Origin of the sequence: Rhizobium skierniewicense Ch11 (assembly GCF_023757665.1) — a bacterium.
GTDB lineage: Bacteria > Pseudomonadota > Alphaproteobacteria > Rhizobiales > Rhizobiaceae > Agrobacterium > Agrobacterium skierniewicense.
In genome coordinates this window covers 265,860-289,667 of the sequence record NZ_RXPG01000028.1, presented here as the reverse complement: position 1 = coordinate 289,667, position 23,808 = coordinate 265,860, and the positions used below count along the sequence as shown (strand labels likewise).

Below are 23,808 nucleotides of genomic sequence, written 5' to 3'. Positions count from 1 at the left end.
CCGGTGGAGACGCGGAATCAATTGCATACGCTCAAGGCGCAAATGTGAACAACGCCCTGCCAAGAGCATTATTCGGCTTTGTCTGCCATGGGATTGGCGGGAATCATCCCCAACCGCACTTACGGCAATGATGGTGTGCCTCTTTAGTACCCCGGCTGATGGAAAGCCGGCAGAGAACCAGAAAGGCCCGCACCGTCGTTGCTTCATATGTCCTCGCATTTCCCGGTTGGCCGGAATAGCGACTGGAGGGGTTAATTCCAGGTACCTTACCGAACTCCTCACCACATCGAGGGTCCGGCGGACACACATGGGCACGTGCGACTTTGGGCAACCGGGAGATAAGAATATTCGCAGTCATAATCAAGGGAAATTTTCATCATCTTGCGGATTTTTTCGGCAGGTCATTTTATTCTTGAACGCTAAAGGTCGATCGTTCAACTATATGGAACAAGCTGGAGTCTTTGATGGACACTCTCACCCGTATCCGGGCCTTTATCGATGTTGTCGAAGCGGAAGGATTTTCCGCCGCCGCCCGCAAGACAGGGCGGTCCAAGGCGCTGTTGTCCAAATATGTCCGCGAGCTGGAAGATGATCTCGGTGCGCTGCTTTTGAACCGTACAACACGGCAGTTTTCCATGACCGAGGCGGGACATACCTATTATCGCACCGCAGCCGACATCCTAAAGGAGATCGACAATCTCGCCGACCTGGTGCGCGAAAACAATGCGGACTTGAAAGGCAAGCTGCGGCTTTCGGTGCCCCGTACCTTCATCGATGCCGATATTGGCCAGAGCCTGATCGATTTTGCCAAGGAAAACCCGGAGCTTTCGCTGGAGATTGTCGCCGAAGATCGATTTGTCGATCTGATCGAGGAAAACTTCGATATGGCGATCCGCATCACCAAGCTCGAAGATTCCGGCATGATTGCCAAGAAGCTCGCCGATTTTCGAGTCTATGCTGTGGCCACCCCCGCATTTGTCGAGCAGTACGGTCCGCTGAATTCGCCACAGGATCTCGGCAAGGTGCCGTGCATCGTGGATACGAACTCCCGTTTCCACAATCATATCCGTTATTTCGAGCCCGGCGGCGGCACGAATTCGGTGGCAATTACCGGCCCCATCGAAGTCAACAGTCCGCAGGCGACGCTGCGTGCGGCCCGATCGGGCCTCGGTCTGGCGATCGTGCCGGATTTCATCGCCAAGCCCTATATACTCTCGGGCGAGCTCGTGACCCTGTTCGATGATTATATTTCGCGCGACCGTGGCATCTACGCGGTCTACCCGCATCGCCGTTATCTACCCGCCAAAGTACGCAGTTTCGTGGACTATCTGACCGGCTGGTTCAAAAAGAACATGTGAGCCTTGGTACGGTCCTGACCGAGGGGTCGAAATTCGGTCCCAATTTGCGCTAGGGTCGGGCAACAGATTCTTTCATCGGACAGACGGACATTCATGAAAAACGCGATTTTGCCACTGGCTGCATGCCTGGCCGCCTGTCTTGCCCCGGCTGCGGCCACGGCCCATCCGCATGTGTTTGCCGAAGCGCGGCTCGAAGTCATCGAGGGTGCTGACGGCAACGTGCAGGAAGTGCGCAACATCTGGCGTTTCGACGAAATGTTTTCATCCAGCGTCGTGCTCGACTACGACAAGAACAGCGATGCGAAGCTCGACAAGGAGGAGCTAGCGGAAATCGGCAAGACGGTGATCGAATCTCTGGCCGAGTTTTCCTACTACACCTTCCTTTCCGTCAACGGAAAGAGCGTCGATGTCGACAAGCCCGAAGCCATTCATGTCGATTACAAGGACAATCAGATCCTGATGTTCTTTTCCGTCAGGCCGAAGATGCCCATGCCGATCAAAGGCAAGCTATCATTCGGAGCGTGGGACCCGACCATGTACACGGCGATCGATTTTGCCAAGGACAGCGATATCGTGGTCAAGGGCGCGCATCTGGCGGCGTGCAAGCACACGGTGGTGCGTCCTAACCCCGATGAAATCATTGCCCAGAACCAGAACAATCTGACGGATGCCTTCTTCAACGATCCCACGGGCACGGATATGACCAAACTCTTTGCGACCCGGCTGGAGCTGACATGCTGAGGAAGTATTCCAGCCTCGTGATCGCATGCGGGCTGTTGGCCGCTGCCATGACCGTGGCCCATGCCCAATCTCCGCTGGGGATCGGGTCTGCCGAACCATCGATCTCGGTGGGTGGGCCGCTTGGTCCGTTCTTCCAGTGGATCAACGTGCACCAGCAAAGCTTCTACCGGGCGCTGACAGGGGCTTTGAAAGCGATGCGGGAAGACCCGTGGGCGCTGACATCGCTGATCGGGCTTTCCTTTGCCTATGGCGTCTTCCACGCGGCAGGCCCCGGCCACGGCAAGGCGGTCATCTCGTCTTACATGATCGCCAATGAAATCCAGCTCAGGCGCGGTATCCTCATTTCCTTCATCTCGGCATTGCTGCAGGGTGCCGTCGCCATCGCGCTGGTCGGTGCCGCCTATCTGGTCTTGCGCGGTACCTCCATCACCATGACCAAGGCCACCCAGGCCATGGAAATCGCCAGCTTCGCCATGGTCGCGCTGTTTGGCGCTTGGCTGTTGTTTCGCAAGCTGCGCAGCTTCTTGAGAGGTCGCGAGCCCGCTTCGGTTGTTGCCGTTCAACAGCCCGCTCCGGCACCCGCAATGGCGCTCAACTCCAGCCGCTTTTCCTCGGTCGAGGAGAAAGCAGGACCGGTCAGAACCGGTATGGGAACAGGCCTGCGGTTTCAGGGCCAACCGGTCTTTGCCGATCACGCCCCAAGCGGCAATGGCGAGATTTGCACCACCTGCGGGAACGCCCATGCGCCGGACCCGTCGCTTTTGCAATCGCGCGACTTCAGCTTGCAGGAGGCATGGTCGGCCATCATCGCCGTCGGCTTGCGCCCCTGTTCCGGCGCCATCATCGTCATGAGCTTCTCTGTGCTGAACGGCCTGCTGCTGGGCGGCATTCTCTCCGTGCTCGCCATGTCGCTCGGCACCGCCATCACCGTCACGGCTCTTGCAAGCCTTGCCGTCAAGGCCAAGGATATCGCCGTGCGCTACGCCGGTTCCGGCAGCACCAGAGCCATGCGGCTCGCCAACGGCATCGAGATTGCAGGCGCACTCGTCGTGCTGCTGATGGGCCTGGCCTTGCTTGGCGCTTCGCTTCAGGCGTAGCCCATGTTTTACGCTATCACTCTTGTCCGTTAAGCTCTAGGTTGTGCCTGAGTGAAGAGGCGAGGTGTCTGTGGTTAGCTAGGGCTCGGTGAAACAATATGCTTTCAAATTCGGCGCAATTGCCAGCACCGCGCTTGGCATTGTCTTGGGTTTATCCATTTTCGGTAAGAGTCTTCCCTTACCGGACTATGCAAAATTCTGGCTTTTGACGACGGTATGCTTGTGGACGGCCTTTGTTTTGGGCCTGATCGGCGATCATCTCCTATCCAGATTGATCAACGCGCCCATCTTTCCGAAATTCGGTTCCGCTATCAAAAAAGTCCGCTTTTCTCTCCAGCGTCGTTTGAAAAGAGACCGCACCGACGAGGAATATCGACGGATCGAGAATGGGCTATTTGTGCCAATAGTGCTGATAGTTTTAGTCGCGATGCTATTTCTCGTAGGGGAATGGACCGTGCAAGCTTTCATTGTCCTGTTGTTTCTCTGGTTAGCCAAAAGTGTTTTCACTGCCTTCAACGCAAGCACAAGATACGACGTTGGATCGTTGATTGGCTGGACGTTCTCGGGGTTCTCCCTCGCTCTGTTATTCGGATTTTTTTCTTGATGATGCGCGCATTGGGGAAGGCATTTGTTGCGAAACAAAACGTCGCAAGGTTCGGTGCGATTGCCAGCAAAGCGCTAGGGTTTGTTTTTGGGTACGCCTTTTTCGATGATACCTTTCAGCCCGTTTTCACCTATGGCAAACGGTGGCTGATCGTCGTTGGGTGTCTTGGCCTTGGCTTTCTTGTCGGTAAGGTCATCGAAAAATATATCCGCAAATTTTATCTGGCACCGATTTCATCCGACGATGGCGACGGCGCTTCGATTATGGACCAGCCCCCTCAACGAAGATTCGGGTTGGCGCGCAGCCGTGTCAAACGAGGGGCCGTGCTGGCCCTCATCATAACCGTTTATGCCTCTACCTTTATATTTGGCTCCGCGGCCCTCGTTTTCCTTCTCCTGCCATTTGCGTTCCTGGTTGCAGCAGATACCTATATTTCATTGAACGCGGCGGATCGACATGTCAGAGCGTCAGTTGTCAGCGAGCTGGTTTCGGGTACTTTCTGCGGCCTATTTACCGGATATGCGTTTCCGATATCGTCGCTTTAGTTAGCGGTTACGCCTTTGATACCGCGCCCGTAGCCAGAAGATCAGGAAGAAGGCCAGCACGGCCACTGTGTCGAAGATGGCGGCGACCCAGACTGAGTAGCGGTCGGCTAGCCAGAGCGTGATGGTCGGCATGAGGTAGAACAGCAGGCCGAAGCCCAGAACGATCGCGATGGCGGCAATGGCAGCCGATATGCTTTTGCCGGTCATGTGGACAGGCCTGCGCGAATGTCTTCGAGCTTCTGTTTCTGGAGGCCTTCGGGGCCAAAATTGTCCGGCGCGAGCCATGTTTCGAAGGCTTGTCTTAGCACCGGCCACTCGCCGTCGATCATCGAGAACCATGCGGTATCGCGATTGGCACCCTTGGACACCATGTGCTGGCGAAAGACGCCTTCGAACAGGAAGCCGTAGCGTTTGGCGGTGGCTTTTGAGGCTTCGTTTTCGTTGTGGCACTTCCATTCGTATCGGCGATAACCGAGGTCATCGAACACATGGCGTGCCATGAGGTAATGCGCTTCGGTTGCAAGGGCGGTGCGCTTCATCGCCGCGCCGTGCGCGACAGAGCCGACTTCCACCACGCCGTTCTTGGGATCGGGGCGCATATAGCTTGCCATGCCGACGACATCGCCCGTGGCATTTTCGATGAAGACGAGGGTGACCCAGCCGAACGCGGTCTGCGCGCCTTCGATCCAGTCGCCAAAGGCCTGCGAGTTCAAAAAGCCGTCCTGCGGGAAATATTTCAACAGGTCGTTGATGCCAAGACCACCCAGCGCGTTCCACAGCTTGTCGAGATGCTGTGCCCGCTCAAACGGCGCGGCCGTGACGAGACGACCTTCGAGCGTGACGGGTTGCGGGGCCGGACATCCCTTGAACTGGCTGAGATCGCGCATTCTTTTCCTCATAAAATGACGAAAAAGACTTACGGTAGGCGGGTGGTAAAGACAACAGGGGATTGGGTTCGGAGCATCCCCTGTTGTCTGCGAAAGTGGCATCAGGCAGCGCGGCGCGTGGTGTCGACCGGCTGCAGCCTGAACTGTCCGACCATGGCCGACAGCGAGGTGGTGGCTTCCGCAATCGTTTGGCTGACGGCGTTGGTTTCTTCCACCATCGCGGCATTCTGCTGGGTCATCTGGTCGAGCGAGTTGACGCTGCTTGAGATTTCCTGGAGGCCTGTGGACTGCTCGCGGGCGGCGGTTGCGACGCTGTCGATGTTGGTGTCGATGCGCGAAACGAAATCCTCGATATCGGTCAGCGCATTGCCGGTGGACTGAACAAGTCTGACGCCGCTTTCCACCTGCTCTCCGGATTTGCCGATGAGATCGCGGATTTCCTTCGATGCCTTGGCCGAGCGCTGCGCAAGCTCGCGCACTTCCTGTGCCACGACTGCAAAGCCCTTGCCAGCCTCGCCGGCGCGTGCGGCCTCGACACCGGCATTCAGCGCCAGAAGATTTGTCTGGAAGGCGATTTCGTCGATGACGCTGATGATGGACTTGATTTCGCCCGATGCGCTTTCGATGCGCTGCATGGCCGAGATCGCCTCGTTGACGACGCTTGAGGACTGGGTTGCGGAGCGGCGTGCTTCCTTGACCAGATCGCGTGTCTCGTTGACGCGCGCTGTCGATGTCTTGACTGTGGAGGCCACCTCTTCGAGGGCAGCGGCCGTCTCCTCCAGAGCTGCGGCCTGCTGTTCGGTGCGGCGCGCAAGATCGCTGGCGGCGCCATTCATCTGGTGTCCCTGACCGCGCAGATGATCGGCCTCGGCCAGGATTTGTCCGAGCGTTGACTGGAGATTGAGGACAGAGGCGTTGAAATCCTGGCGCAGGGTTTCGAATTTGGCGTCGAAACGGCGATCAAGCGTCTTGCTCAGGTCGCAATTGGACAGGTTGTTCAGGCCGCTTCCCAGTTCTTCGATGGCAAAGCGAAGCGCATCCGCTTCCGCCAGACGTTCCTTTTCGCGGTTTTCACGCTCTTCGTTGGCTGCCAGGCGCGATTGCTCGGCTTCGCTTTCAAGCTGGCGCTTGGCCAGACCCGCATCCCGGAAGATTGCCAGCGCGCGCGCCATGGCGCCGATTTCGTCATGACGATTGAGGTGCGGCGGTGCTTCTTCGAGGTGGCCCTGGGCCATGTGGGTCATCGTCCGGGTGATCTGCGTGATCGGGGCGATGGCGCGGCGGCGAAGGAAGATGGTGGTTGCGATGGACAGGATGATGAGCAGGCCGCCCAGGATGTAGTTGGTATCTTGCAGGAAGGCGGTTTGTGCGGCAGCCTCGGTCTCCTTCGCCTTGCCATAGACGGTGCCCATGTCCACCAGTTGATTGACCGCATCCTCATGCGTGTGGAACGCCGTGCTGAGGTCGTTCAGTGAGGTGGTGATCCTGGCTGCGTCTGCCGATGCAAGTGCTGGAAGGGTGTCGGTTTCCAGAAGAGCCCAGAAGGCGTCGCCCTTGATGAGCACATCGTTTTGCAGCTTCTGTTTCAAGGTGTCCGGGAGCGTGGTTGTCTTCCAGTATTCGCGTCGCTCCTGATACTGACCTTTCAGTACCTTGATCCGATCGACATTCTTTGCCATCCGGTCCTGGTGAAGCGCGGCCTCGTTTGTTACGGCATAGGTCTCGATCAAATAGAGCGGCGGCGGCAGGATGTCTGCGATCAGATCCTTGCTATCGACGATTTCCTGATAGATCGGGCCGTTGACCTTCAGCTTGTCCAGCGCATATCCGCCGGTCAAAAGAGTGAGGATGACGCCGGTGGCCAAAGCGACGCCGGTTGCGGTGACGAGTGCGGAAATAGACAGTTTCATTGTGAAAGATCCAGAGACGGAGCGCATGGCTTGGGAGAATGAATTTTATGTATCGTCTGCCGAAAATCGGCGGCATTGAATGATTTCGAGCCACGCTGTCATACGGCAGCCTGTCGTGCTCCAGAGCACTGGTATGTATGCTGGCATAACGAGGCGGCTGATAAACAGTTCACCACAAGCTTTGCGGGGTCATATTTCACCATCAGATATTTATTTTTCATTAAGATGGTGAAATATCTAAATCATTGTTTTAATGTAGTTTTTTCTAAATTATATCTTTCTTCTGAATTTGAGTAAAAATGACCTGTCGCCTTTAAACTTTGGGTGACTTTTGGTGTCAGAAACTGCCGCTGAAGCGCGACGAAACGGCACTGCCGCGACAGGCGGCATCGCCATCCTAGACATCCATTCCGTGTGCGATTTTTCCAGGGAGGCCTCGTTTGCTTGCCATGAGCTTTCACGAGGCTGGTCTCAAGGGCCGTGACCGCACCGCCCAGCGTCGATCTTGGTGTCTGCAACGACAAAGACCGTGATTACAACGCGAAGAAGCATCGCCACGAGGGCAGCCTCTTAGCGTCTGATCGCCAATGCATGGCGTAGAAACGGGCCATTATCGGGTGAACCTGTGGCGGGCGGGGAGTTGAAAAGCTCCCCTTTTTTAAGGACGCCATGCCGATAGGATGAGGTGATCACATCGCCCTCTACGCCGTGTTCGACAATCGCAGGTAATATCCGTCCGGATCAACGACCCGAAAATCGGTGACACCCCATGGATGGGTGGCCAGATCACCGGAAATTGGCCATCCGCTCGCCTTTACCCGGTCGTATAGCGATTGCAGGTCATCGACCTCAATAACGATTTCAATCCCCCGACCGGCGCGTTCACCAGTCACCACTTTCGTTGGATGATCCTCTGGAAGAGAGTCATTCCTGTTCAGAGATAAACGAATATCGCCCTTCGAAAGAGGTGTGTAGCCGCCGTAACCCTCTAGGCCCGCGGTGAAATCAAGCACGCTCGTGTAAAAGCTTTTCGACCGGGCAATGTCCGCCACGAAAAGCTCAACGCATAATTTCGGCCTTTTGGTATCCATCGACGGTCTCCGAAATCGCAATAGGGGTAGCTGTACCTCGTAGCCTGCGAACGATCGCTGTTTCAACGAAATGACGATGGGGCGTTTACGCTGTGATATCCACGATGCCGCAATCGCCGGCTTCGGATGCAAATGCCAGCAGGTTGCCGTTGTTGCTCCAGTCCATGGAGGTGATGGCACCCTTGCCGGGGCGGCGCAGCAGCGCTTCCTTCTGGTCGGCGATGCGAACGCCCAGGATCATGCCATCGGCAAAACCAATGGCCAGCACTTCGTCCAGCGGATGGAACGCGACATGGGTTACCATGATGTTGGCGCGCGTGCCAAGCTCCAGCGGAGCCTTGCCCATCGGGCCATCCTTGCCGGAGAAGGGCCAGACGATGGCGGCCGGCGCGCCGGATGAAGCCAGCCACTTGCCCTTGTGCGACCAGGAGATGGATTTGACCTTGGCGGGATAGCCCGTCATGCGCATGTGGCGCGTTTCCATGCCGCCCTTGGTCGCTTCCATCTTCCAGCCGTGCAGGGCGTTTTCCTGCATGGTGGTGACGAGGAATTTGCCATCTGCCGAGAAGGTGACGCCGGTATGGGCACCCTTCCAGTCGAGATCGATCGGGTCGCCAGCGCTTGCCACCCAATGGAGCGTGACACCATTGTAGCGAGCGGCGGCGATGCGCAGACCTTTCGGTGCGAAGGCGATGGCCTCGACCGTACGTTCTTCCTTGAATTCCTTGACCGTGCTGTCACCCAGACGCACGAAGCTCGACTTGCCGACGCCATAGGCGATGGCGTTTTGGGGGCCGCCTGCGACGACGCTGATCCATTTGCGCGGCACATGCGCAAGCTCGGTGACGGAGCCATCATGGCCGATGCGCAGCACCTTGCCATCTTCGCCGCCGGTCAAAAGTGTTGCGCTGTGGGGATCGCGGATACAGGTGAGCAGGCCCTGATGCGCTTCAACGACCTTTTCGCCACCATCCAGCCGGTGAATATTGCCGGACGCGGTGGCAAAAAGTGGTACTTCGCCCAGAAAATGCGTCGCGACGACGTGGCCTTCAAGGTCAAGAGGAGCAACGGTGGGCATGGGTATCGGGTCTTTCCGTGATTTGTTTTTACTCGGTAGTGGAAAGAGCACCTTGATGGCGAATCCCTTTCCGTCGTCATGCTCGGGCCTGTCCCGAGCATCTTCTAAGGCTCGATTTTGGTGAGGTGGTTGATCCTCGGGACAAGCCCGAGGATGACGACGGAGAGGGTCGTGCCGGTTCCGTCCCACTCACCGCAGTGCAACTCAATCAGGCAGCGGCAACGCATGCGTTGAAGCTGTTTTCGAGCTTTTCGCGGTCCAGATCGCGGCCGATGAAGACGAGGCGGCTTTCGCGCTTCTCGCCGTCTTTCCATGGTCGCTGGTGATCACCTTCGATGATCATGTGCACGCCCTGAACGACATAGCGTTCGGCATCGTCCTTGAAGGCTATGATGCCCTTGAGGCGCAGGATTTTGGGGCCATCTGTCTGCGTGACCTTCTGAATCCACGGGAAGAAGCGGTCGGCATTCATCTCGCCACCGCGCAAGGACACGGACTGAACCGTCACATCATGGATAGGCGAGGGGGCGTGGTGGTGTCCGTGGTCATGGTGGTCGTGATCATGCCCGTGGCTATGGTCATGATCGTGATGATGGTGATCATGCCCATGGTCATGCCCATGATCATGACTGTGATCGTGGTCGCAATCGGGACCACAGACGTGGTCGTCATGGTCCTGCGCGAGGAAGTGCGGGTCGTTTTCCAGCGCGCGCTCCAGGTTGAACGCGCCCTGGTTGAGCACGTGGGCGAGATCGACGCCGGAGCGGCTGGTCTTGTGAATGCGAGCCGACGGGTTGATGGCGCGCACGACGTCCTCAATCACGGCCAATTCCTGCGGCGTGACGAGGTCCGTCTTGTTGATGACAACGACATCGGCAAAGGCGATCTGGTCTTCGGCTTCGCGGCTGTCTTTCAGGCGCAACGGCAGGTGCTTGGCATCCACCAGCGCAATGACGGCGTCGAGCTCTGTCTTGGCGCGCACATCGTCGTCCATGAAGAAGGTCTGTGCGACGGGGACAGGATCGGCAAGGCCGGTGGTTTCGACGATGATGCCGTCAAAGCGGCCCGGACGGCGCATCAGGCCTTCCACCACGCGGATGAGATCGCCGCGGACGGTACAGCAGACGCAGCCATTGTTCATCTCGTAGATTTCTTCGTCCGATTCGACGATGAGATCGTTATCGATGCCGATTTCGCCGAATTCATTGACGATGACGGCGTATTTCTTGCCGTGAGTTTCCGACAGGATGCGATTGAGAAGCGTGGTTTTGCCCGCGCCCAGGTAGCCCGTCAACACGGTAACGGGAATAGGCTTGATGGTTGGTGCTGCTTCGGTCATGAGAAACCTCTGAAGAGAATGGGCCGCGACGCGGCTTTGAATGCGTTGCCGTTCATATAGGCGTGTGGCGGAATGAGTTCAAAGAGAATCTGCCGAAGATTTTTGATCCGAGCTTTCAAGCAAATTCATGTCGAAGGCGCAGACGTCTTCTAGAAGCTCCAGCAGGCCCGCCACCGCATGGGCGATGATCGCCCCACCCTTTTCAGCCGTTGCGGCGGCTGCATTGCCTGCCACGCCCTGCGGGTTGAGGTCCGACATGCGCCAGCCGAAAGCATGGGGGCCATAGGCGCGCAGGTGTGTGAAGCGCCGGACAAATTGCGATTGGTTCGACGAAAAATTTTCCGCCTTCTCCATCCGCACCAGCTCCGGATGTAAAGCCAGCATGACGGAGGTTTCGATGTCGCCACCGTGAATGTCGATGGCTTTTTCCTCCGGAGAAATAACGCTGTGCGGCATGCCGAAACGGGTCCAGCTGGTGGCAACCGCCAGCATGCCGAACCGCACCCGCGCTTCGGTGGCAACGATGGTCATCAGCGCAGAATTGCCGCCATGGGCGTTCAGCATGACGAATTTGCGGACGCCCTTGCGGTGCTGCGCTTCAGCGATCTTGAGCCAGCGTTGGACGGCTTCATCGAAGGCCAGCGTTTTCGTCCCGGGGACATCCATATGTTCGATGGAGTATCCGACAGGTTCGGTGGGCAGGAAATGGATGGGGGAGGAAGAAGCAAGCGCTTGCTTCAATCGCTCCACCACCCCTTGAGCGATCAGCGTATCGGTCTCGAACGGCAGGTGGGGTCCGTGCTGTTCGTGCGCCCCTAGAGGAAGGACGCTGACAATCTCGTTTTGCGCTGAAGATGCGGCTGTTACGTTATTGTCGTGAATATGCGTATATGTGTCTGACATCTGGCGATCTGCGCGTGCATTCGTTAAGTGTTACCAAGAACATATCGTCGTCCGGGACTTCAGGAAAGGCATTTGCTGATGAGCAAGGATAAGCTGGCCAAAAAGAACAAGTCCGAGAAGAAAGCCAAGTCCGGCAAAAAGAAGGACGTCCCGTTCAACCCGGAAGAACTGGCCCAGTCCATCACGCAGGCCGCACGCTCCATGCGCACGGCGCTGAGCCACAACCTTTCCGCCAGCGGTCTTTATGCAGGGCAGGACGGGGTGATCCTCGCGCTGGCGCAGGAAGGCAGCATGACGCCGGGCCAGATTGCCCAGAAGCTTGGCGTCAAGGCACCGACCATGACACGCACGATCGGCCGGATGGAAGCACAAGGTTTTGTCGAGCGCAGCGCAGGCGACGGTGATGGGCGGTTGACGATGGTAAAGCTGACGGAGGCGGGTCTGAAAAGCGTCGAACACATCAACACGTCTCTGGCCGACTGTAACTCCCGCGCCGTGGATGGATTGTCCGCCAAGGAGGTGAAAACAGTGGTCAAGCTGCTGCGGACCATCGACGCCAATTTGCAATCCTTTGAATCAATCGATTAAAATTTTGAATTTCATTCTGCCATCGCCTTTAACCTCTTAAAATCGTTGCGCGCTTTGTTTAAATTGTTTAGTCACAATTTAAAGGCTGCGGAGGCGGCTTGCGTGACTGTGGGAGGGACCTGTGGCGCAAAAAATCAAACTATCGACCATTGCCGAAAGCCTTGGGCTATCAACCGCGACCATCTCGCTGGCATTGCGCGACAGTCCGCTGGTGGCGGCCGATACGCGCGAAAAGATCAAGATTCAGGCGAGGGCGCTGGGTTACATCTACAACCGCCGCGCTGCCAGCCTGCGCACCTCACGCTCCGGCATTATCGGTGTGGTGTTCCACGATGTGATGAACCCGTTCTACGGGGAGATTCTCAAAGCGATCGAAAGCGAGCTGGACCGCAGTCGCCAGACCTTCATCCTGTCCAACCATTACGATTCCGTCGAGAAGCAGCGCACCTTTATCGAAACGCTGCTGCAGCTGGGCAGTGACGGCATCATCATGTCGCCTGCCATCGGCACGCCGCTGGAAGACATGACGCTGGCTGAGGAAAACGGCATGCCCGCCATTCTGGTGGCGCGCTCTATGGATGGGGTGGATATGCCGACGTTTAGGGGCGATGACAGCTATGGCATCTCGCTGGCCACCAACCATCTGATCAGCCTTGGCCACCGCACCATTGCGATGGTGGGCGGCACCGACCAGACATCGACCGGTCGTGACCGCTATCAGGGCTATGTCAATGCGCTGCGCAAGGCTGGCATCGAGGTTGACCCCAACCTGCGCATTCCCGGTGCACGCTCCAAGCAGGGTGGGTTCGAGGCTGCGGTGAACTTTCTGTCGCTGCCCCAAAAGCCGACCGCTGCGGTGTGCTGGAACGACCTTGTTGCCATCGGCCTGATGAACGGTGTCTCCCGCGCCGGCTTCGTGCCGGGCAAGGATATTTCCGTGACCGGCTATGACGATCTGGAAGAGGCAGCGATTGCGACACCGGCGCTGACGACCGTTTCCAACGGTCAGGCGGAAGTCGGGCGGTTGGCGGCGCGTGCGCTGCTGGACCGGCTGGCGGGCAGCCATGAGCCTGACGGTATCCACCTCATCAAGCCGGAAATGCGCATTCGTCAGTCCACCAGTCCCTGCGTTCCGCGCACGTAGCTTTTTGGGTTCCGCTTTGTGAGCCTATCGGCTAGCTTGGCCTCATGCATCGTAGGAGGATATAAAAGCATGTCAGACAGCAAAGCCGTGGTTCTCGTTCCGGGAAAAATCCATCCTCGCGTTCTCGAGCGCTTCGAGGGCAAGGTGGAGGTCATCAAGGCACCGGCGGGACCAGAGCCGACCCTTTCTGCTGTGGATGCGCAGCGCGTGACGGCCGTTGCGGTTGCCGGTGGCTTTAATGCCAAATGGATGGACGGGCTGCCCAATCTGAAGGTAATCGCCAATTTCGGCGTCGGCTATGATGGGGTGGACGTGAAGCATGCCGCCTCTCGCGGCATCATCGTCACCAATACGCCCGACGTTTTGAACGACGAGGTGGCCGATACGACGATTGCCCTGCTGATCAGCACCGTCCGGCGCCTCTATCAGGCGGAAAAGCATCTCCGTGATGGCAAATGGGTGGCCGAAGGGCCGTTTGCGCTTTCACCGTTTTCGCTGCGCGGCCGCAAGGTCGGCCTGTTCGGCATGGGCCGCATCGGCCAGGAAATCGCCAAGCGGCTGGAGCCGTTCAAGCTTGAGATCGGCTATCACACCCGCAGCAAGCGCGACGAGCTTTCCTACACCTATTACGGCTCGCTGAAGGAGATGGCCGAGGCTGTCGATATCCTCATCTGCATCGTGCCCGGCACGCCAGCAACGCACAAGGCCATCAATGCCGACATCCTCGCCGCACTCGGTTCGAACGGAGTGTTCATCAATGTGGGTCGCGGTTCCAGCGTGGACGAAGACGCGCTGCTGACGGCACTTCAGGACGGCACGCTGGGGGCTGCTGGTCTCGACGTGTTCTACGAGGAGCCGAAGGTGCCGGAGGGCTTCCTCTCTCTGCCGAATGTGACGTTGCTGCCGCATGTGGCATCGGCGTCCGTGCCGACGCGCAATGCCATGGCCGATCTGGTGGCGGAGAATGTGCTGGGGTGGGTGACCAGCGGCAAGGTGGTGACCCCGGTGCCGGAAACCCCTGTCAAGGGGTGAGGGGGTGATGAGCTCTCCCCTTGTGGGAGAGGACGAACATCGTGATCTGAGCTCAGGCTAAGTCAGGGATTTTTCAGGACAGACGTGGGTGAAGGGTGCTGCACACCCCTCACTTGCGATTTCTGACACGTCAGCAAGCTTAAGATACGGAAAACACCTTCTCTCCCACACGGGGAGAGCTGAACGCCGCGAACTTGGATTCGATCTTGCCTGCCTGATATTTCCTAACGGCTCGTCCGAACGCCTCAAACAGCGCCCGGGATGGCGCGTCGGTCTGCGCCCAATATTCCGGGTGCCACTGTACGCCGACAGCGAAGCCTTTCGCGTCGATGACGGAGACGGCTTCGATGGTGCCATCCTCAGCCGTTGCTTCCACCCGAAGTGATGGTGCCGTCTGCGCGATGGCCTGGCGGTGGAGTGAGTTGATCTGGACTTCGCCTGCCATACCCAGATGCTGGGCGATGCACGATCCCTGGCGGATGAAGACCGGCTGGCGGATGGCAAAGGCCTTGTCACGGTCGACATCTTCGGGTTTGCGGTGGTCCCAGTTGCCGGGTTGTTCCTGAATTTCGCTGGCGAGCGTGCCGCCCAGCGCCACGTTCAATTCCTGAATGCCACGGCAGATGGCGAGCATCGGAATGCCGCGTTCGATGGCGCGGCGGATGAGCGGCAGGCTGGTCGCATCGCGCGCGTGATCGAACGGGCCGTCGCTGTCCTTGGCTTCTGCGCCATACAGCGAGGGGTGCACGTTGGTCGCGGAGCCGGAAACGAGCAGGCCATCGACGCGGTCCAGAATGGCGTCGACATCATTGCCCTCTTCGAGTGCAGGGATGATGAAGGACATGACACCGGCCACGTTGAGCGCAGCGGACAGATACTGCGTCTGGGCTGCGTGCCATTCCGCACCAGCAAGAAACCTGATATCCGCGGGAATGGCGATGATGGGTCTGGACATGATGGCTCCGATGTCAATGTCATGCAGTGTGACGTCGTAAGGGGGCATTCGTCAAGCTTTACGCCCGCTGTTTTCGCTTATCTCTTTATTCTAAAGTATTAGGAAGGACTTATTCTTGAGCGATATGCTTGTCAGCATCTCAGACCCGTGCTTTGCTTGCGACAGGCCTGATAGCGGAGGGGAATTCGGCTGGAGGCTTCAAGATTCGTATCTGGGAGGATATTTATGGATCGTCGTTCGTTTATTAAAAAAGGTGCCGTTTCGGGTGCCGGAGCAGCCGCTGCTACCGTTCTCGCAGCACCGGCCCTTGCCCAGCAGAATACCAAGATCACCTGGCGCTTGACCTCTTCGTTCCCGAAATCGCTGGATACGATTTTTGGCGGTGCGCAAGACGTGGCAAGCCATGTTGCGGCAGCAACCGACGGCAATTTCAACATTCAGGTCTTTGCCGCCGGTGAAATTGTTCCGGGCCTGCAAGCCGCAGATGCGGTTACATCCGGCACCGTCGAAATGTGCCACACATGCTCCTATTATTACGTCGGCAAAGACCCGACCTTTGCGATCGGTACCGCCATTCCGTTCGGTCTCAACGCGCGTCTGACGAATTCCTGGTTCTATGAGGGCAATGGCAACACGCTGCTCAACGAATTCTACGCCAAGCATAATCTCTACGGCCTGATTTCCGGCAATACCGGCGTGCAGATGGGTGGCTGGTTCCGCAAGGAGATCAACACCGTCGAGGACTTCAAGGGCGTGAAGATGCGTATTGCTGGCCTGGCCGGCAAGGTGGTCGAAAAGCTGGGCGTGGTGCCGCAGCAGATTGCAGGCGGTGACATCTATCCGGCGCTCGAAAAGGGCACCATCGATGCCGCCGAGTGGGTCGGCCCCTACGACGACCACAAGCTGGGCTTCCAGAAAGTGGCGAAATACTACTATTACCCAGCCTTCTGGGAAGGTGGCCCGGTTATCCATTCCTTCGTCAATCTGGACAAGTGGAACAACCTGCCGAAGCACTATCAGGCCGTATTGAAGGATGCCTGCTCCTTTGCCAACACCAACATGATGGCGAAATACGACGCCAAGAACCCGACTGCGATCAAGCAGATCGTGGCGGAAGGCGCTGTGCTGCGACCGTTCAGCCAGGATATTCTCGATGCCTGCTACAAGGCCGCGCTGGAGGTCTATGCCGAGATTTCGGCCGTCAATCCCGATTTCAAGAAGGTCTACGAAGATCAGGTCGCCTTCAAGCGCGAAGGATATCTCTGGATGCAGCTCGCCGAATATACGTTCGATACGTTCATGATGATCCAGCAGCGCAACGGCAAGCTCTGAACGTCGTTATGGGTTGGGCAAAAATCGCAAACCCGGATCGAAAGATCCGGGTTTTATTTTGCGCCGAATGGTTGTCGGCACTCGACAAATACATCCTCAACCCTATGATCGCAATGGTTGAGCGCTAAAGCAGCACACTCCGGGGCCAGACGGAGTATCGGCGGAGACAGGCCCCGCCGACCTTGGCAACGGCCTTGCTGTTCAACTGTGGAGGTGATGCGATGCGAAAGCCGCTGAGCATTACGCTATTGTTTAGAAAAAGCCGGACAGGCTGGTCAATAGCTGTCCGGCTAACATTTCTAAGCAGGTAGTAAACCGGAAGGTAGAGTTAGCGCTCTGCCTTCCACTTCACCAGTATAATCTGTTTTAACACACGTAACAAGTGTTCTGCCTTACGGGCCGATCTTTGGTGGCTCGTTGAGATTGGGCGCGGCTGGAGCAGGCTGGGTTGGTTGCGGCCCTCCGAAGTTCAGCGGTGGCAAGCCAAGGCCGTTCTGCAACTGGGTGCCATTGCCGCCTCCAAGCGGTGGCAGTGAAAGCCCACCACCCGTGCCGAAACTGTCAGGTATGTCCAGTTTGATCGTGGTCGGATCCGCTGTCGGATTGTCGGTCTTGTAGTGCATGACCAGTCCGGGGAAGAAGATCACCACCATGATCATCATGAACTGGATGACGATATAGGGGAAAACACCCTTGTATATTTCCATGGTCCTGACACCCGGCATGGTCCTTTTGGTGACCTTGTCGACCCAAGGCGATTTGGGAGCGATCGAGCGCAGGAAAAACAGCGAGAACCCGAACGGCGGCGTCAGGAACGATGTCTGGAGATTTATGCCGAGAATAATACCGAACCAGACGAGATCGATTCCGAGCTTTTCTGCGACAGGTGCCAGCAGCGGCACCATGATGAAGGCGATCTCGAAGAAATCGAGAAAGCAGCCCAGAATGAAAATGATGATGGTGACGGCGATCAGAAAACCATATTCGCCGCCCGGCAGTGCCAGAAGCAGTTCCTCGATCCAGACATTGCCGTTGATGCCGTAGAATGTCAGGCCGAAGACGCGTGCGCCGATGAGGATCATCATGACGAAAGCGGACAGTTTCGTCGTTGCATCCAGAGCGTTTTTGATGATGCCGATCGACAGCCGTCTTTTGGCCAGGGCAAGCAACAGCGCACCGGTGGCGCCCATGGCACCGCCTTCCGTGGGGGTTGCGATGCCGAGGAAAATGGTGCCGAGGACCAGAAAAATCAGTGCAAGTGGCGGTACGAGGACGATAATGACCTGTTCCGCCAGTCTTGAGATGATGTTCAGCTTGTAGACATTGTTGGCAAGGGCCAAGCCATAGACGACAAAGACCGCAAAGGCGAGCGCTGCCACCAGTTGCCATTCGGGGCTGGAAATTCCCGCAAACAGCACATGCATTCCCAGAAAATACAGGGCGCAGGCAGAGGCGATCATGACGATCAGCGATGTTACCCCGTTTCCGAGTGTGCGCGCTTCGATGGGAAGAGCGGGAACCATGGCGGGACGGAACATTGAAACGGCGAAGATATACAGGCAGTAGGAGGCAATGATCAGCAGTGCCGGATAGAGCGCGCCGACATACATATCCCCCACCGAGCGACCGAGCTGGTCAGCCATCACGATCAGGACCAGCGAAGGTGGCACGATCTGCGCCAGTGTACCGGAGGCGGCAATCGTGCCGGCAACCAGAGGCCGATTGTAGCCATAGCGCATCATGATCGGCAGCGAAATCAGGCCCATTGCCATGACGGACGCGGCAACCACGCCCGTCGTTGCACCCAGCAGCGCGCCCACTAGGATGACGGCATAGGCAAGGCCGCCCCGGATTGGGCCGAACAGCTGCCCTATCGTGTCAAGCAGGTCTTCCGCCATGCGTGACCGTTCCAGAATGATGCCCATAAAGGTGAAGAACGGGATCGACAGTAGGGTATCATTGTACATGATGCCGTAAATGCGTTCCGGGTGGGATTGCAGCAGGGGCCAGAACAATCTGATTTCAGGTGAAATCCAGGAGAGCTCCACACCGATGGCGAAGTAGATCAATCCACCGGCGGCCAGGGTAAAAGCAACGGGATAACCGAGCAGCAACATCAGCATGACGCTGCTGAACATGACCAGTGGCAGGTTGTGAGCGATAAAATCGATCATGTCAGTTCCCCGCTGTTTCTGGTTTGCCGCTGCTATCCTCTATCTCTCGCGGGTCCTGGATCCGCCCGGTCAGCACCGCATATCGCTTGATGATCTCCGAGAATGCCTGGATGAGGAGAAGTCCGAAGCCGAGCAGCACGACAAGTTTGGCTGGCCAGATGGGCAGGCCGCCGGCATTGGACGAGACTTCTGCTGATAGAAAAGACGACCAGAACCATGGCCAGGCCAGATAGGTCATCAAGGCTGCAAACGGGACGAGGAACAGGATGTGCAACACCAGATCGACAAGATCGCGCGTGCGTTTCGACCAGTTTGCCGAGAGAACGTCGATGCGAACATGCTCGTTTTTCAGCAATGCATAGGCTGCGGCCATCATGAAAACGGTACCATAGAGATACCACTGGATTTCAAGCCAGGCGTTTGACGACACATTGAAAGCCTTGCGAACCACGGCGTTGGTGGCGCTGATCAAGATTGCGGCCAGCAACAACCATGAAACAGATTTCCCGATGGCTTCCGTAACTTTGTCTACGGTCGCGCTGAGCACGAGTAAAAATTTCATTTCCCCTCCTCCTTATGCTTGCGGCTCGTCGTTCAATCGACGTTTAGCCGTCCACCCTCTTGTTTTGCATCTTCATGAAATGGCTCGATCAAAGCCTTTTTTCTCTTAGAGCGCATTTTGCCAAATGCAACCGCATCGCATCACACCCACACTGCTGAATGCTATTTTGGTGGTACATCAATTATTAGCATGTTGCACTGCTTTTGGCTGGGACACCATGGCGCGGCAGAGTTTTACAGCATCCAGTCATTGTCTATTGGTCTAACGATCGGATTTTTCGTGCTGGTGTTGCTCACAAGGGTTTCCGATATCTTTGAACCTTGTGGGGTGAGTGGATTGCGTGTTTTGCAAACTTCATGTTACGTCTGGTGGTGGAGTTGGTTCGATGTTCTTAGCGCCACGGTGAGGCTGCCCTTGTGGCGGGGCACGAGGCGTTCAGCATCGTATGATTGAAGGGGAAATGGCATGAGCGAGCATCACAATGGTCCACTCGAAGTGGGCGCGCCGATGAACTATTCCGAGCACGAAAAGACCTATAACGGTTTTCTGGCTGCCTCGAAATACGGCACGATGATGGTGTGTGTCCTCATGCTCGCCATGGCCGTGGGCTTCTTCACGACTGGCGGCTTTTTCGGCGGGCTTCTCGTATTCGTCATTCTGACAGCGGCCGGTTTCGTCCTGCTCAGCTAATCCTTTTCGACCTTGTTGATCGGGATCGTGAAAGGCTTCTGTCTTTCACCCCTTCGTCGTGCGGTGTGATCTCTGCAAGTTTCCATTATGTCGTGCAATCTCAGATAAAATTTTGTCTGGGGAAGCAATCCATGGTTAAATCCTGGCGATTCTCGATGCTGTCGCCTTTCCTTTTCAGTTTTTCTGTCGGGTACCATGGCTTTTTCAGACTTCGTCTATCGCCCGTTCGAAGGGTTGATCCGTCCGCTTGATATTCCCTATACGCCACTACCTTCGCAGGGGCCGTTTCATCTTTTGATGCATTTCGTGCGGATGTTTCGTGGGGTGCTGATTGCGGTCTCGCTGTTCGCGATGTTGATGGAGGCGACCAACCTTTTTCTGATCTGGAGCTTTTCGAGCATCGTGGATGGCGTGACGGCGCAGGGTGCGAGACCATTTCTGGACAATGAGTGGCCGCTTTTGGCGATCATGGTTTTCCTGCTGTTTCCCGTGCAGCCGGTCCTCGCATTCCTGACCAATACGCTGTCGTCGCAAGCACTTGGGGTCGGCATGCCCGCAGCAATCCAATGGCAAGGGCACAAGTCGGTTGAGCGTCAGGATATGCGCTTTTTTCATGACCTGTTTGCCGGGCAGGTTGCCTCACGTCTGTCGCAGGTCGCCTCGGCTGTGCAGCAACAGGTTGTGGTGGGCTTCTACTCCATCCCGTTTTTCCTGATGCAATTCATCGGTTCGCTTTTCTTGCTTGGTAGCGTTGCATGGCCGCTGGCGGTGCCTGTCCTCATCTGGATCATCTTCAGCATTGTGATTGCCGTTCGCGCCGTTCCGAAATTTTCAGAACTGAGTCGGCGCTCGGCCAAGCAGCGTAGCCTTCTGGTGGGCTCGATGACCGATCTCTACGGCAACATACAGATGGTCAAGCAATTCGCGGCTGAAGACAGTGAAGCGGGAATGTTGCGCAAGGTGTTTGGCAATGTCATCGAAACCCAGCACAAGGAGCGGCGGGTCTATCTGACCACACGGTCCAACGTCCTTCTTCTCAGTGTCTGTCTCTGGATCGCCATGCTGGCCATCGGGTTCTGGGGCATGGTCGACGGCTTTGTCACCACCGGCCAGTTTGCAGGCTCCATCTATCTCACCCAGCGGCTTTCTGGAAATGCCCGTGCCTTCCTCGATATGGGACAGCAAATCTTTCAGGCAATTGGCACCATTCGTGACGCGATGCCGGTGATGACGACGCCACCGACCGTTATCGATGCGAAGGATGCACAGCCGCTCCGTGTGCAGCGAGGCGAGATTTGCTTCGATAAGGTCCATTTCAGTTATCGCCCCGACAAGACGGTGATCGATAATTTGACCTTGACGGTCGGGGCCGGTGAAAAGGTCGGTCTTGTGGGTCTTTCCGGTGCTGGCAAGACAACTCTGGTCAACCTGTTGTTACGGTTTTACGACGTGAATGCCGGTGACATTCTGATTGATGGCCAGAGCATCCGCTCCGTGACGCAAGGTAGCCTCCGCGAAAATATTGGTGTCATCTCACAGGATGTGTCGCTGCTGCACCGGTCGGTTGGCGACAATATTCACTATGGCAAGCCGGACGCCTCGTTCGAGGCGATCGAGGCGGCAGCGCGGGCAGCACAGGCGGAAGGATTTATCGCCGATTTGACCGACAGCGAAGGGCGCCGTGGCTACGAGGCCTTTGTTGGTGACCGGGGCGTCAAGCTTTCGGGTGGCCAGCGCCAGCGTGTGGCCATTGCGCGCGTGCTTTTGAAGGACGCGCCGATCCTCATTCTGGATGAGGCGACGTCTGCGCTCGACAGTGAATCGGAAGCCGCCATTCAGGATAAGCTCGATGTGCTGATGGCGGGCAAAACGGTGATCGCCATCGCCCACCGCCTTTCGACCATCTCGCGGATGAACCGGATCATCGTGCTCGACAAAGGGCAGATCGTGGAGGAGGGCGCACCGGCGGCTCTTCTCGAACAAGGCGGACTTTATGCCCAGCTGTGGCGCAGGCAGACTGGCGGATACATTGCCGACAGGCGCGAGTGATGAGCTTTGGGTTTCATCTTCAAATGACAGTCAAGGGAAGGATGCCGATGAGGGCGCTGATATATTCTTTTTTCATCATGTGTATTGCAGGCCCATCTTCGGCGCGTGATCTGACAGATTTCGAATTGATGACGCTTCATGTGGAGATTGCGGGGTACGAGACGGCGATGAAGCGTCACGATCTGGCAAAAATCAGCGAGACAGTTCCCCCTCGAATCATACATTTCGTCGCCCAACGCGCAGGCGTTCCGGACGCGCAAGTCCGCAGTGTGCTGACGGCGGAATTGCAGACCATCATGGCAACGGTCACATTTCTCAAATTCGAGATGGACGAAAAGAATATCGCTTTCAGGCAGACCCCGACCGGCGTTCCCTATGCCCTGGTCCCCAGCATGACACTCATGGAGATCAAGGGCGTCAAAATGGAAGCGAATTCGGAAACTCTGGCGATCATCGATGGTAAGGACTGGTACCTCTTGCGGGTCGACGACGAAAGCCAGATCTCGGCCTTGCGCCAGGTTTATCCTGATTTTGCCGATGTGACGTTTCCGACCGGGTCGGTGAAGGAGGTCGAGTGAAGGAGCTGGACGCCTGACCCTTCTCTCCTTTGCACCGTATCAGGCGTTGGAACCTCACGGTTTTCTATGGCTGGGAAGGTCGGGGCGTGGGGAGTGGAACGTCGTCGTTTGCGGTTTCGCTTTGCCAGGTGGAGATGGTGCGGACCTGTCCAGGAATCTGGTCGGTCAGGAAGGATTCGTGGCCCGGCAGGCCCATGGGATAAAGCGCTTCGCGTTCCGCTTCGTAAGGAATGCTCTTGTCCGTACACAGGCGAATGCGCATGTCCTGCGGGGCAACATCCGGGCGGTTCTGGATTGCGTCTACCGGGCCGGACGGGGGCAATTGACCGTTAAAGGCCTGCGTCAGGAATTGGGCGGCGCGTTCGTCGCGTTCGCGTTCCGTCGTCGCCCCCATCATCACGACCATGATGCGTTTTCCATTGCGGGTGGCAAGGCCGACATAGTTTCGGCCGGAAGCGCAGAGGAAGCCGGTCTTCATGCCGACGGTGCCGCTGAAACGGGTCAGCAAAGCATTGTTGGATTTGACCTCCTTGCCGTCGATGATGACGGCCGAGCCCTGAAAGAAGCGCGCATAGTCGGGAAATGTCTTGTCGATTTCCATGCCGAGGATCGCAAGGTCGCGGGCTGTCGAATAATTCGTCTTGTTGAACAGGCCGTTGGGGCTGGCAAAATGCGTTCCCGTCATGCCAAGGCGCACGGCCTGCGCGTTCATGCGTTGAACGAAGGCGGCCTCATCGGGTGCGACGGCTTCGGCCAGTGCCACGGCGACATCGTTGGCGGAGGCGGTGAGGGCGGCAAACAGGGCGTCTTCGAGCGTCATGGTCCGCCCAAAGGTCAGGCCCGATTCCAGAAAGGCCTGTTTCGTCGCGTTGCGCGTCATCATGACCGGCGTGGCCAGCGTCACCTGTCCGGATCGCAGGGCTTCAAAAACGACGAGTGCGGTCATGAGCTTGGTGGTGGAGGCCGGATACCAGGGCACGCCGGCATCTTCCTGATAGAGCACCTGGCGTGTTGCCGTATCAACGACCAGCACAGGTGTGGCGCTGGCCACGCTGCTTGCCAACAGGGACGCCGCAAACGCCAGATGGGTCCAAAGCCGTGCGGCTAATATAGTCTTTGTCATCTACCATTCTCCACGGAATGGTATTCTC

General features: G+C 57.1%; 23 protein-coding genes. 12 read left to right on the top strand and 11 right to left on the bottom strand.

The window, feature by feature from the left end:
* Positions 1–464: 464 nt before the first annotated feature.
* From EKM04_RS17990 to EKM04_RS17970, 5 genes are all read left to right on the top strand, one after another.
* A complete protein-coding gene (locus tag EKM04_RS17990) occupies positions 465–1,358 on the top strand; it encodes a LysR family transcriptional regulator (protein WP_174153976.1) in 894 nt (297 codons plus the stop codon).
* 93 nt (positions 1,359–1,451) lie between these two features.
* Positions 1,452–2,099 carry a DUF1007 family protein gene (locus tag EKM04_RS17985; RefSeq protein WP_183896033.1) on the top strand — a complete coding sequence of 216 codons (648 nt, stop codon included), beginning with the start codon at positions 1,452–1,454 and terminating at the stop codon, positions 2,097–2,099.
* A complete protein-coding gene (locus EKM04_RS17980) occupies positions 2,093–3,196 on the top strand; it encodes a nickel/cobalt transporter (protein WP_183896031.1) in 1,104 nt (367 codons plus the stop codon). The genes EKM04_RS17985 and EKM04_RS17980 overlap by 7 nt, the downstream gene beginning before the upstream one ends.
* 88 nt (positions 3,197–3,284) lie before the next feature.
* On the top strand, positions 3,285–3,800 hold the full coding sequence (locus EKM04_RS17975; RefSeq protein ID WP_183896030.1) for a hypothetical protein: 516 nt from the start codon (positions 3,285–3,287) through the stop codon (positions 3,798–3,800).
* Positions 3,800–4,345 (top strand): hypothetical protein, encoded by a 546-nt coding sequence (locus EKM04_RS17970; RefSeq protein WP_183896028.1) that lies wholly within the window; start codon positions 3,800–3,802, stop codon positions 4,343–4,345. Before EKM04_RS17975 ends, EKM04_RS17970 begins: the two co-directional genes overlap by 1 nt.
* Here the strand turns inward: EKM04_RS17970 and EKM04_RS17965 are convergent, their stop codons facing one another.
* The 7 genes from EKM04_RS17965 to EKM04_RS17935 all read right to left on the bottom strand — a co-directional run bounded on the left by EKM04_RS17965 (position 4,346) and on the right by EKM04_RS17935 (position 11,553).
* On the bottom strand, positions 4,346–4,552 hold the full coding sequence (locus EKM04_RS17965; RefSeq protein ID WP_183896026.1) for a hypothetical protein: 207 nt from the start codon (positions 4,550–4,552) through the stop codon (positions 4,346–4,348). It abuts the gene before it with no gap.
* A complete protein-coding gene (locus EKM04_RS17960) occupies positions 4,549–5,232 on the bottom strand; it encodes a GNAT family N-acetyltransferase (RefSeq protein ID WP_183896024.1) in 684 nt (227 codons plus the stop codon). The genes EKM04_RS17965 and EKM04_RS17960 overlap by 4 nt, the downstream gene beginning before the upstream one ends.
* A gap of 101 nt (positions 5,233–5,333) precedes the next feature.
* Complete coding sequence (locus EKM04_RS17955) at positions 5,334–7,142, bottom strand: methyl-accepting chemotaxis protein (protein WP_183896022.1); 1,809 nt, start codon at positions 7,140–7,142, stop codon at positions 5,334–5,336.
* Positions 7,143–7,843: 701 nt separating this feature from the next.
* Positions 7,844–8,194, bottom strand: coding sequence for a VOC family protein (locus EKM04_RS17950; protein WP_183896020.1), 351 nt, complete (start codon positions 8,192–8,194; stop codon positions 7,844–7,846).
* A gap of 124 nt (positions 8,195–8,318) precedes the next feature.
* Positions 8,319–9,311, bottom strand: coding sequence for a WD40 repeat domain-containing protein (locus EKM04_RS17945; protein ID WP_183896018.1), 993 nt, complete (start codon positions 9,309–9,311; stop codon positions 8,319–8,321).
* Positions 9,312–9,519: 208 nt separating this feature from the next.
* Positions 9,520–10,650, bottom strand: coding sequence for a CobW family GTP-binding protein (locus EKM04_RS17940; RefSeq protein WP_183896016.1), 1,131 nt, complete (start codon positions 10,648–10,650; stop codon positions 9,520–9,522).
* 78 nt (positions 10,651–10,728) lie between these two features.
* Positions 10,729–11,553 (bottom strand): creatininase family protein, encoded by an 825-nt coding sequence (locus tag EKM04_RS17935; protein WP_183896014.1) that lies wholly within the window; start codon positions 11,551–11,553, stop codon positions 10,729–10,731.
* 78 nt (positions 11,554–11,631) lie between these two features.
* Between EKM04_RS17935 and EKM04_RS17930 the strand changes: the two genes are divergently transcribed.
* The 3 genes from EKM04_RS17930 to EKM04_RS17920 all read left to right on the top strand — a co-directional run bounded on the left by EKM04_RS17930 (position 11,632) and on the right by EKM04_RS17920 (position 14,317).
* On the top strand, positions 11,632–12,141 hold the full coding sequence (locus tag EKM04_RS17930) for a MarR family winged helix-turn-helix transcriptional regulator (protein ID WP_183896012.1): 510 nt from the start codon (positions 11,632–11,634) through the stop codon (positions 12,139–12,141).
* A 121-nt stretch (positions 12,142–12,262) separates the two neighbouring features.
* Positions 12,263–13,285: a LacI family DNA-binding transcriptional regulator gene (locus EKM04_RS17925; RefSeq protein ID WP_174153964.1), complete on the top strand. Its 1,023-nt coding sequence runs from the start codon at positions 12,263–12,265 to the stop codon at positions 13,283–13,285.
* Between the two features lie 69 nt (positions 13,286–13,354).
* A complete protein-coding gene (locus EKM04_RS17920) occupies positions 13,355–14,317 on the top strand; it encodes a 2-hydroxyacid dehydrogenase (protein WP_183896010.1) in 963 nt (320 codons plus the stop codon).
* 139 nt (positions 14,318–14,456) lie between these two features.
* On the opposite strand, the gene EKM04_RS17915 is transcribed toward EKM04_RS17920, so the two are convergent.
* Positions 14,457–15,272: a gamma-glutamyl-gamma-aminobutyrate hydrolase family protein gene (locus EKM04_RS17915; RefSeq protein WP_183896008.1), complete on the bottom strand. Its 816-nt coding sequence runs from the start codon at positions 15,270–15,272 to the stop codon at positions 14,457–14,459.
* 225 nt (positions 15,273–15,497) lie between these two features.
* Between EKM04_RS17915 and EKM04_RS17910 the strand changes: the two genes are divergently transcribed.
* Positions 15,498–16,604: a TRAP transporter substrate-binding protein gene (locus tag EKM04_RS17910; RefSeq protein WP_183896006.1), complete on the top strand. Its 1,107-nt coding sequence runs from the start codon at positions 15,498–15,500 to the stop codon at positions 16,602–16,604.
* A gap of 392 nt (positions 16,605–16,996) precedes the next feature.
* On the opposite strand, the gene EKM04_RS17905 is transcribed toward EKM04_RS17910, so the two are convergent.
* Entirely contained in the window at positions 16,997–18,778 is a 1,782-nt protein-coding gene (locus tag EKM04_RS17905) for a TRAP transporter large permease (protein ID WP_174153960.1), read from the bottom strand.
* A 1-nt stretch (position 18,779) separates the two neighbouring features.
* A complete protein-coding gene (locus EKM04_RS17900; RefSeq protein ID WP_174153959.1) occupies positions 18,780–19,340 on the bottom strand; it encodes a TRAP transporter small permease subunit in 561 nt (186 codons plus the stop codon).
* 465 nt (positions 19,341–19,805) lie between these two features.
* Between EKM04_RS17900 and EKM04_RS17895 the strand changes: the two genes are divergently transcribed.
* The 3 genes from EKM04_RS17895 (at position 19,806) to EKM04_RS17885 (ending at position 22,657) form a co-directional block, all read left to right on the top strand.
* Entirely contained in the window at positions 19,806–20,030 is a 225-nt protein-coding gene (locus EKM04_RS17895) for an aa3-type cytochrome c oxidase subunit IV (protein ID WP_174153958.1), read from the top strand.
* A 195-nt stretch (positions 20,031–20,225) separates the two neighbouring features.
* Positions 20,226–22,079: an ABC transporter ATP-binding protein gene (locus EKM04_RS17890; RefSeq protein ID WP_183896004.1), complete on the top strand. Its 1,854-nt coding sequence runs from the start codon at positions 20,226–20,228 to the stop codon at positions 22,077–22,079.
* 47 nt (positions 22,080–22,126) lie between these two features.
* Positions 22,127–22,657 carry a hypothetical protein gene (locus EKM04_RS17885; protein WP_183896002.1) on the top strand — a complete coding sequence of 177 codons (531 nt, stop codon included), beginning with the start codon at positions 22,127–22,129 and terminating at the stop codon, positions 22,655–22,657.
* A gap of 64 nt (positions 22,658–22,721) precedes the next feature.
* On the opposite strand, the gene EKM04_RS17880 is transcribed toward EKM04_RS17885, so the two are convergent.
* The gene (locus EKM04_RS17880) at positions 22,722–23,780 is read right to left on the bottom strand and encodes a D-alanyl-D-alanine carboxypeptidase family protein (protein ID WP_183896000.1); all 1,059 of its coding nucleotides are present in this window, start codon (positions 23,778–23,780) and stop codon (positions 22,722–22,724) included.
* Between the last annotated feature and the right edge of the window lie 28 nt (positions 23,781–23,808).

Excerpts from the sequence above, each read along its gene's own strand:
- EKM04_RS17910 (WP_183896006.1), top strand. The coding sequence starts at position 15,498 with ATGGATCGTCGTTCGTTTATTAAAAAAGGTGCCGTTTCGGGTGCCGGA.
- EKM04_RS17885 (WP_183896002.1), top strand. The coding sequence starts at position 22,127 with ATGAGGGCGCTGATATATTCTTTTTTCATCATGTGTATTGCAGGCCCA.
- EKM04_RS17940 (WP_183896016.1), bottom strand. The coding sequence starts at position 10,650 with ATGACCGAAGCAGCACCAACCATCAAGCCTATTCCCGTTACCGTGTTG.
- EKM04_RS17965 (WP_183896026.1), bottom strand. The coding sequence starts at position 4,552 with ATGACCGGCAAAAGCATATCGGCTGCCATTGCCGCCATCGCGATCGTT.
- EKM04_RS17895 (WP_174153958.1), top strand. The coding sequence starts at position 19,806 with ATGAGCGAGCATCACAATGGTCCACTCGAAGTGGGCGCGCCGATGAAC.
- EKM04_RS17980 (WP_183896031.1), top strand. The coding sequence starts at position 2,093 with ATGCTGAGGAAGTATTCCAGCCTCGTGATCGCATGCGGGCTGTTGGCC.
- EKM04_RS17900 (WP_174153959.1), bottom strand. The coding sequence starts at position 19,340 with ATGAAATTTTTACTCGTGCTCAGCGCGACCGTAGACAAAGTTACGGAA.
- EKM04_RS17930 (WP_183896012.1), top strand. The coding sequence starts at position 11,632 with ATGAGCAAGGATAAGCTGGCCAAAAAGAACAAGTCCGAGAAGAAAGCC.
- EKM04_RS17985 (WP_183896033.1), top strand. The coding sequence starts at position 1,452 with ATGAAAAACGCGATTTTGCCACTGGCTGCATGCCTGGCCGCCTGTCTT.
- EKM04_RS17890 (WP_183896004.1), top strand. The coding sequence starts at position 20,226 with ATGGCTTTTTCAGACTTCGTCTATCGCCCGTTCGAAGGGTTGATCCGT.
- EKM04_RS17920 (WP_183896010.1), top strand. The coding sequence starts at position 13,355 with ATGTCAGACAGCAAAGCCGTGGTTCTCGTTCCGGGAAAAATCCATCCT.
- EKM04_RS17945 (WP_183896018.1), bottom strand. The coding sequence starts at position 9,311 with ATGCCCACCGTTGCTCCTCTTGACCTTGAAGGCCACGTCGTCGCGACG.
- EKM04_RS17915 (WP_183896008.1), bottom strand. The coding sequence starts at position 15,272 with ATGTCCAGACCCATCATCGCCATTCCCGCGGATATCAGGTTTCTTGCT.
- EKM04_RS17960 (WP_183896024.1), bottom strand. The coding sequence starts at position 5,232 with ATGCGCGATCTCAGCCAGTTCAAGGGATGTCCGGCCCCGCAACCCGTC.
- EKM04_RS17990 (WP_174153976.1), top strand. The coding sequence starts at position 465 with ATGGACACTCTCACCCGTATCCGGGCCTTTATCGATGTTGTCGAAGCG.
- EKM04_RS17935 (WP_183896014.1), bottom strand. The coding sequence starts at position 11,553 with ATGTCAGACACATATACGCATATTCACGACAATAACGTAACAGCCGCA.
- EKM04_RS17905 (WP_174153960.1), bottom strand. The coding sequence starts at position 18,778 with ATGATCGATTTTATCGCTCACAACCTGCCACTGGTCATGTTCAGCAGC.
- EKM04_RS17880 (WP_183896000.1), bottom strand. The coding sequence starts at position 23,780 with ATGACAAAGACTATATTAGCCGCACGGCTTTGGACCCATCTGGCGTTT.
- EKM04_RS17955 (WP_183896022.1), bottom strand. The coding sequence starts at position 7,142 with ATGAAACTGTCTATTTCCGCACTCGTCACCGCAACCGGCGTCGCTTTG.
- EKM04_RS17970 (WP_183896028.1), top strand. The coding sequence starts at position 3,800 with ATGATGCGCGCATTGGGGAAGGCATTTGTTGCGAAACAAAACGTCGCA.